Origin of the sequence: Actinomadura sp. (genome assembly GCF_044508335.1) — a bacterium.
GTDB lineage: Bacteria > Actinomycetota > Actinomycetes > Streptosporangiales > Streptosporangiaceae > Spirillospora.
The window spans coordinates 1-7,790 of record NZ_JBIQHY010000090.1 but is presented as its reverse complement, the minus strand read 5'-3'; the positions used below and the strand labels follow the sequence as shown (position 1 = coordinate 7,790).

At 72.8% G+C, this 7,790-nt stretch carries 6 protein-coding genes and 1 tRNA gene; 4 read left to right on the top strand and 3 right to left on the bottom strand.

Translation table 11 applies throughout. The features are described 5' to 3' along the window. Positions 1-958 precede the first annotated feature (958 nt). Positions 959-1,375, top strand: a complete 417-nt coding sequence (locus tag ACIWVC_RS25275) for a C40 family peptidase (RefSeq protein WP_396450840.1) — start codon at positions 959-961, stop codon at positions 1,373-1,375. 56 nt (positions 1,376-1,431) lie between these two features. Here ACIWVC_RS25275 and ACIWVC_RS25270 read toward each other — a convergent pair whose 3' ends face one another. Beyond that, positions 1,432-2,505 (bottom strand): alkene reductase, encoded by a 1,074-nt coding sequence (locus ACIWVC_RS25270; RefSeq protein ID WP_396450842.1) that lies wholly within the window; start codon positions 2,503-2,505, stop codon positions 1,432-1,434. A gap of 100 nt (positions 2,506-2,605) precedes the next feature. Here ACIWVC_RS25270 and ACIWVC_RS25265 point away from each other — a divergent pair, with 100 nt between their 5' ends. Then, the gene (locus tag ACIWVC_RS25265) at positions 2,606-5,170 is read left to right on the top strand and encodes an AAA family ATPase (RefSeq protein ID WP_396454651.1); all 2,565 of its coding nucleotides are present in this window, start codon (positions 2,606-2,608) and stop codon (positions 5,168-5,170) included. A gap of 50 nt (positions 5,171-5,220) precedes the next feature. Here the strand turns inward: ACIWVC_RS25265 and ACIWVC_RS25260 are convergent, their stop codons facing one another. Next, positions 5,221-5,904: a dienelactone hydrolase family protein gene (locus ACIWVC_RS25260; RefSeq protein ID WP_396450846.1), complete on the bottom strand. Its 684-nt coding sequence runs from the start codon at positions 5,902-5,904 to the stop codon at positions 5,221-5,223. Position 5,905: 1 nt separating this feature from the next. Further along, positions 5,906-6,304 (bottom strand): PaaI family thioesterase, encoded by a 399-nt coding sequence (locus ACIWVC_RS25255; protein ID WP_396450848.1) that lies wholly within the window; start codon positions 6,302-6,304, stop codon positions 5,906-5,908. A gap of 6 nt (positions 6,305-6,310) precedes the next feature. Here ACIWVC_RS25255 and ACIWVC_RS25250 point away from each other — a divergent pair, with 6 nt between their 5' ends. Further along, positions 6,311-7,615, top strand: a complete 1,305-nt coding sequence (locus ACIWVC_RS25250) for a cytochrome P450 (RefSeq protein ID WP_396454650.1) — start codon at positions 6,311-6,313, stop codon at positions 7,613-7,615. Between the two features lie 43 nt (positions 7,616-7,658). After that, positions 7,659-7,734 (top strand) — tRNA-Lys (locus ACIWVC_RS25245). The last annotated feature ends 56 nt before the right edge of the window (positions 7,735-7,790 follow it).

Genomic DNA, 7,790 nt, shown 5'->3' with positions numbered 1-7,790 from the left:
GCCTTCGTCGATCTCGCGGCTTCTCCGCGACCCATCACCGGGTTTGCCGAACACCGCACTCCTCCCGGGCGTCACCTGCGTCTCCTTTGACTTCAGGCGGCCCGGAGGGCGCCGTCAACCCCAGGGTTCAACCGAATCCCATGATCGTGCACGTCCGTAACCGCGGGCGGTCATCGGCGGCGCGGACGCCGGCCGTCCGGGCGTGACACGGCGGCCGCCGGGGCCAGGGACCCCTTTACCGATACGTGATATGCACCACAAATCGCCCAGGAGGCGGCGGACGAGTTTTCCACAGAATGCGGTTCGAGTGCCGGCGCGGGGGCGGCGAAGGCACCATGTAATCGATCTTCATTCGGAGGTTCGTGACCCAGTTCACACTTTTCCCGTGCCGATCGGAATCGACGCAGGCCAAAGGAGGGGCGAGGGATTGCCCACCGGTCCGCGCCGGCCTCGAAATACCCGGAGGGATTTGCCATGCCCGCCCGAGTCTGCATACGTTCCTGCCGGTTCATGCGGCACAGCTGCCGCCCGGATAACAGAACACGCACCCCGACGCGCGGCTGCGGCGCGCACGGCCGGCCTCGATCACGGCGGCCTGCGCGGACCCCCGGGTCGTCCCCCCGGGGACCCCGCCGGAAAGCCGCCGCCGGACGCCGAATCCGTGCAGTCGAGAGGCACGGAACCGGAAGCGGCCATCGCTTTCCCGCGTCCCGCCGAATGGCGCCGCGGAATGGCCGCGGCAACCGAACCCCCGCGGAACGCCTGCGGGGTGACGGCTGCCCGGTAGGCATCACCCGCGAGGTCTGGAGTCATTCTGCATACCCCTCGGAACAACCCCCTGAAGGCCGGATTCACCACTGGTGGCCTCGCGCTCACCACGACCGCGGCGCTCGGCGCGTCGGTCCTCGCCGCGGGTCCCGCGCAGGCGTCGGCGCCGCGGCAGCAGCGGGCCGTCACCGTGACGACCGTCGCGAAGGTCTCCGCCAAGCAGTCCCGGGCCGCCAAGCAGAAGAAGCGCGCGGCCTACGCCGTGAAGTACGCGGCGAAGCAGATCGGCGACCCGTACCGCTACGGCGGCACCGGTCCCGGCTCCTGGGACTGCTCCGGCCTCGCCGGAGGCGCCTGGCGCAAGGCCGGGGTGAAGCTGCCCCGCACCAGCCAGCAGATCTACCGCGCCGTCAAGAAGAAGGTCTCCTGGAAGGGCGCCGTCAAGGGCGACCTCCTCTTCTTCTACAGCGGCCGCACCCACGTCGGCGTCTACGCCGGCCACGGCTACATGATCCACGCGCCCGGCTCCGGCAAGCGCGTCAAGAAGATCAAGCTGACGAAGTACTACAAGCGCCACTTCAACGGCGCCGTCCGCCCGGGTCTCTGACCCCGCCCGGAACGCCCCCCGAGGCCCCGCGGCGCGGCGCGGGGCCTCGGGGGCCGTCACGGCAGCGGCGGGTAGTCGGTGTAGCCGCGGTGGTCGCCGCCGTAGAAGGTCGCGCGGTCGGCGGCGTTGTAGGGGCCGCCGGCCTTGATGCGGGCCGGGAGGTCGGGGTTGGCCAGCCACAGCTCGCCGAAGGCGATCGCGTCGGCCACGCCCTCCCGCAGCGCCGCGGCGCCCTCCTCCGGCCTGGCGGGGAACGACTCCGGAGTCGGATGCGGGTTCAGGATCAGCGTGCCCGGCCACTCGGCGCGGATCCGGCGGGTCTGCTCGCGGTTCAGCTCCTCCATGACGTGCAGGTACGCGAGGCCCAGGGGCGCGAGCTCCCCGATCAGGGCCGAGTACAGCTCCGGCGTGTCGCTCTCGCTGACGCCGCTCGACGTGCCGCCCGGCGACACGCGGAGCGCGACGCGCTCGGGGCCGATCGCGTCCGCGGCCGCCGCCACGGCCTCGACGGCGAACCTGATGCGGTTCCGGACCGTCCCGCCGTAGGCGTCGGTGCGGACGTTGCTGCCGTCGGCGAGGAACTGCTGGATCAGGTAGCCGTTCGCGCCGTGCAGCTCGACGCCGTCGAAGCCGGCCGCGACCGCGTTGCGCGCGGCCGCGGCGAACTCCTCGACGGCCCGGGCGATGTCGTCCAGGGTCATCTCCTGCGGCACGGGGTGGTCCAGCATCCCGTCCGGCGTGAACAGCTGCTCGCCGGTCGCGATCGGCGAGGGGCCGAGCGGCAGCGCGCCGTCCGGGTACAGGACGGGGTGGCCGACGCGCCCGGAGTGCATCAGCTGCGCGAAGATCCGCCCGCCCTCGGCGTGCACGGCGTCGGTCACCGCCCGCCATGCCGCCACCTGCTCGTCCGAGTGCAGGCCCGGCGTCTGGATGTAGCCCTGGCCCCGGACGCTCGGCTGCGTGCCCTCGGTGATGATCAGCCCGGCTCCGGCGCGCTGCCGGTAGTACTCCGCCGTCAGCTCGGTGACGGCGCCGCCCTCGCCCGCCCTGCTGCGGGTCATCGGCGCCATCACGAGCCGGTTGGGCAGCTCCAGCTTCCCCACGGAGATGGGCTCGAACAGTTCCTGCATGACGTCCTCCAGTGGCGTTGTCGCTGGTCAAGAACGTACGAGCCGCCGGGTACGGGGCGAATCCGTAGGGTTTCGGTATTCGGCCCCGTAGTTTGGTCTCGTGCTCTACGGGCGGAACGACGAACAGGCGCGGCTCACGTCGCTGATCGACGGGGCGCGCGAGCATCGGCGCAGCGGCGCCCTCGTGCTGCGCGGCGAGGCGGGCATCGGCAAGTCGGCGCTGCTGGAGGAGGCCGCCGCCCAGGTGCCGCGCGTGCTGCGCGTGACCGGGATCGAGGCGGAGTCCGGCATCGCGTTCGCCGGCCTCAACCAGCTGCTGTGGCCCGTCCGCGACCGGCTGGACGCGCTGCCGCCGGCGCAGTCCGCCGCGCTGCGCACCGCGCTCGGCGAGGCGTCCGGCGGGCAGGGCCGCTTCGCCACCGGGTTCGCCGTCCTCACGCTGCTCGCCGACCTCGCCGAGGACGGGCCCGTGCTGTGCGTCGCCGACGACGCCCACTGGATCGACACCGCGACCGCCGAGGCGCTGCTGTTCGCGGCGCGGCGGCTCGCGGCCGAAGGCGTCGTCATGCTGTTCGCCGCGCGGGACGGCGCGTTCACCGGCACGGGCCTCCCCGAGCTGCGGCTCGGCCGGCTCGCCCGGGCCGACGCCGAGCGCTTCCTCGCGGAGCGCGGCCTGACGCCGCTCGTCCGCGAGCGGGTGCTGCGCGAGGCGGCCGGCAACCCGCTCGCGCTGCGGGAGTTCGCCGCCGCCGGGGAGCGCCCCCCGGAGCCGTCGCCGCTGCCCGTCGCCGACCGCGTCCTCGCGTCGTTCAAGGAGCAGATCGCGCGGCTGCCGGAGAACGCCCGCCTCATGCTGCTGATCGCGGCCGCCGAGGGGCGCGGGCACATGCCGAGCCAGCTCGCCGCCGCGGCCGCGCTCGGCGTCGGGCTCGCCGACCTGGAGGAGGCCGAACGCGCCGGAATGGTGCAGGTCACCGGGCGCAGCATCGCGTTCCGGCACCCGCTGATCAGGGCGGCCGCCTACCAGGGCGCGACGGCGGCGCGGCGCGTCACCGTCCACCGGGCGCTCGCCGAGTCCGCCGACGACCTCGACTGCCGGGCGCGGCACCGCGCGTCCGCCTCGCTCGCCCCGGACGAGGACGTCGCCGCCGACCTGCAGGAGGCCGCCGAGCGCGCCCGCGAACGCGCCGGGCACGCGACCGCGGCGGCGCTCTACCGGCAGGCCGCCGACATGACCCCCGGCCGGGAGGCGCGCGCCGCCCGGCTCGGCGCAGCCGCCTCCCTCACCCTCCAGGCGGGGCGGCTCGACGAGGCCGAGGACCTCGCCGTCCTCGCGGAGAAGCTCGGCGCCGCCGACCTCGCCGGGCTCGCCCGCGTGCACGCCGCCGTCGAGTACGAGCGCGGCGACCCGCGCGCCGCCGCCCGCATGCTGGCCGACCGCGCCGCCGGCCCGGAGATGCTGTGGGCCGCCGCCATGTACGGCTGGGCGTCCGGCGAGCTGCCCGCCGTGCTCCGCGCGTCCCGGCTGCGGCCGGACGACCCGGCGCTCCGCGGCCTGGCGCTGCTCGCGGACGGCGACCACGCGGCCGGCCTGCCGCTGCTCGCCGACCACGTCACCGCGGCCCGCGACGGCGCCGGCGACCGGCTGCGCGCCGCCCAGCTCGCACTGATCATCGGCGCGGACGACGCGGCGCTCGAACTGGCCGCCGCGGAGGCGGCGCACTGCCGCCGGCACGGCCTGGTCGGCGAGCTGCCGACCGTCCTGCAGGTCCAGGCGCAGGCGCAGATCGCGGCGGGGCGGCACGCGGACGCGGCGGCGACCGTCGCGGAGGCGATCGCGCTCGCCCGCGACACCGGGCGCCCGCACCGCGAGGGCCGCCTCGGCGCCGTCCTCGCCCGCGTCGCGGCGATCGAGGGCGACGAGCGCCGGCTGCACGAACTGACGGCCTCCGCCCCGCCGGGCCTCGCCGACGGCGCGTTCGCCCTCCTCGACCTCGGCCTCGGGCGCTACGACGACGCGCTGCGCCGCCTGGAGGAGATCGCGCACGGCCCGCACCGGCACGCCGACGTCCTGTCCGCCGCGGACCAGGTGGAGGCCGCCGTGCGTACGGGCGAGGTCCCGCTCGCACGCGAGGCGTACTCCCGATTCCGGGTCTGGGCCGAGGCGGCCAAGCAGCCCTGGGCTCAGGCCGTGGCCCTGCACTGCGAGGCCCTGCTCAACGACAGCGAGGAACCATACGTCGAGGCGTTGCGCCTGCACGAAAAGTCGATGCGGCCATTCGAGCGTGCGCGCACCGAACTCCTCTACGGCGAATACCTGCGCCGGGCACGCCGCCGGTCGGACGCCCGCGTCCCGCTCCGTTCCGCGGCGTCCATCTTCGAGCGCCTCCGCGCCACCCCCTGGCTGGAACGCGCGCGCGCCGAACTACGGGCCACGGGCGAGTCCGGGACGTCCGTCCCCGCCGCCCCCGACCTCCTCGACCGCCTGACCCCGCAGGAACTCCAGGTCGTCCGCCTGGCCGCCGCAGGAACGAGCAGCCGCGAAATAGCCGCGCAGCTCTTCCTGAGCCCCCGCACGGTCGAGTACCACCTCTACAAGGCCTACCCCAAGCTGGGCATCTCGTCCCGCAAGGAACTGTCCCGCCTGACCCTGGAACCCGCGTAACCGTCCCCGCGGGCCGGCTCGCGCACTGCGAGCCGCTCCCCGGATGGGCGCTATGACAGGGTCCGGCGGAGGAAGTCCTCGGTGAGGCGCCACGCGCGTTCGGCGGGCTCCGGCTGGTAGAACATCGGCGCCTTGCGGTTGTGGAATGCGTGACCGCCGTCTTCCTGGACGTGGATCTCCATGTTCTCCCGCCCGGCCACCGCCTGCTCCACCCGGGCGACATCCTCCCGGGGGATATAGGGATCGGTGCCACCGAAGTGGAACTGCGTCGGAGCATGAATGGCGTCGATCTGGTCCAGGGCTCCGGGCACACCAGACCCGTAGAACGACACCATCGAATCGACCTCGGCCTGGGCGGCGAGCAGGTAGGCCAGCGTCCCACCGAAACAGAACCCGAGGATGCCCACCTTGCCGACCCCAGGCATGCCCTTGAGGACGTCCAGCGCGGCCTTCGCGTCCTCTACGCCCTTTTCCCAGTCGAACTGGGAGACCATCGACACCCCCTTGGGGAGTGCCTCCTCGTCGTGCTTCGTCGTCCAGTTCGGCTCGATCCGCCAGAACATGTCGGGTGCCGCCACCACGTAGCCGAGCGCCACGAGATCCTCGGCGACCGCCTCCATGTAATCGCCCACGCCGAAGATCTCCTGGAGGAGCAAGATCCCCGGCCCGCGCGTCCCCCACACGTGCAGGTCGAACTCACCGTCGGGAACAGCGACCTTCTCAATATGCGCCATGTCACCCGATGATGGCGTAAACCGCACTGGCGTGGGCGACGGTCACCGAATCGGCCGTCATATCGACCTCCGCGAACGCCATCGTCCGCCCCAGCTTGCTGAGCTCGACGCTCACCAGGACGTCCTGCCCCTTAACAGGCCGCTGGAAGGTCGTACTGAGCTGCACGGTCGTCATCGGCACGAACCCGCCCTTGGCCCCGGAGACCGCCAGAACGACCGCCGTATCGGCCGCCGCCATCAACGCCTGCCCCGACAGAGCGCCGCCCTCCCGCGCCAACCGGTCGGACCACGGCAGCCGCAGCACCGCCGTCCCGTCCCCCACCTCCTCCGGGACGAGGCCGAGGTCCAGCACCCAGGGCGCGAAATTGTCACGCAGGATCTCATCGGGCTTCACCGTCATCCCGACATGATGCACGCTGAGGGCATGCACGAGGAGATCTTCCTGCCCGCCACCTACGCCACCGGGGTCCCCTACGACTCCTTCGCGAAGCTGCGCGCCGAGTCCCCGGTCACCCGCATCCCCGAACCGGCCGTCGGCCCCTGGCCCGCAGGCCCCGGCTACTGGGCGGTCTTCCGGCACGCCGACGTCAAGCACGTCCTGCGCTCCCCGGACCTCTTCTCCTCCAACCTCGGCGCCACCCAGATCCGCGACCCCGACACGCCCGAGGACCTCGCGTTCGTCCGCGCGATGATGCTCAACCAGGACCCGCCCGACCACTCCCGCCTCCGCCGCATCGTCGCCGCCGCCTTCACGCCCCGCGCCGTCCGCGCCCTGGAAGACACGATCGACCACCGAGCCCGGACGCTCATAGGTTCGGCCCTGGGCGAGGAAACCGACTTCGTCGAACTGGCCGCCGACCTCCCCGTCTGGACGCTCGCCCACATCATGGGCGTCCCCGAATCCGACCGCCGCCTGCTCTACGACTGGGCGTCCCGCGTCATCGGCTACCAGGACGAGGAGTACGCGGGCATCTCCACCGCCGACGCCGCCACCATGACCCCCATGGCGCAGAAGGCGATGAACTTCCGTCCGACGACCACCACCCGCCCGGACGGCCGCCCGATCAACCCGCGCTCCTACACGGCCCTCGCCGACATGTTCGCCTACGCCCACGCGCTGGCCGCCGAGAAGCGCTCGAACCCGTCCGACGACATCATGTCCCGCATGCTGGAGGGCGGCCTCACCACCCACGAGTTCGAGAACATGTTCTTCCTCTTCGCCGTCGCCGGGAACGAGACCCTCCGCAACGGCATCCCGGGCGGCCTCCTGACCCTCCTCTCCCACCCCGGCGAACTGGCCCGCCTCCGCTCCGACCCGTCCCTGCTCCCCTCCGCGGTCGAGGAGATGCTCCGCTACTGGCCCCCGGTCATGGACTTCCGCCGCACCGCCACCCGCCCCGTCGAACTCTCCGGCCAGAAGATCAACGCCGGCGACAAGGTGGTCGTCTACCACGCCTCCGCCAACCGGGACGAGACCGTCTTCCCGTCCCCCGACCGCTTCGACATCACCCGCACCCCCAACGACCACGTCAGCTTCGGCTTCGGCCCCCACTTCTGCCTGGGCGCCCACCTGGCCCGCACCCAGATGCGCGCCATCTTCCGCGAACTCCTCCCCCACGACATCACCCTCACCGGCACCCCCGTCCGCCTGGCCTCCAACTTCCAGAACGGCCTGAAGCACCTCCCCGTCCACCTCGCCCCCACCCCGTAACCCCGTCGCAAACCCATCGCCGATCTCGGTACCCTTGCGAGACGGGTCGCTAGCTCAATTGGCAGAGCTCCGGACTTTTAATCCGTAGGTTGTGGGTTCGAGTCCCACGCGACCCACCACCCCTGACCAGGGCAAACGCGAGATCGTCCCGGTTTGCCCGCCGCCCGGTTCGCCC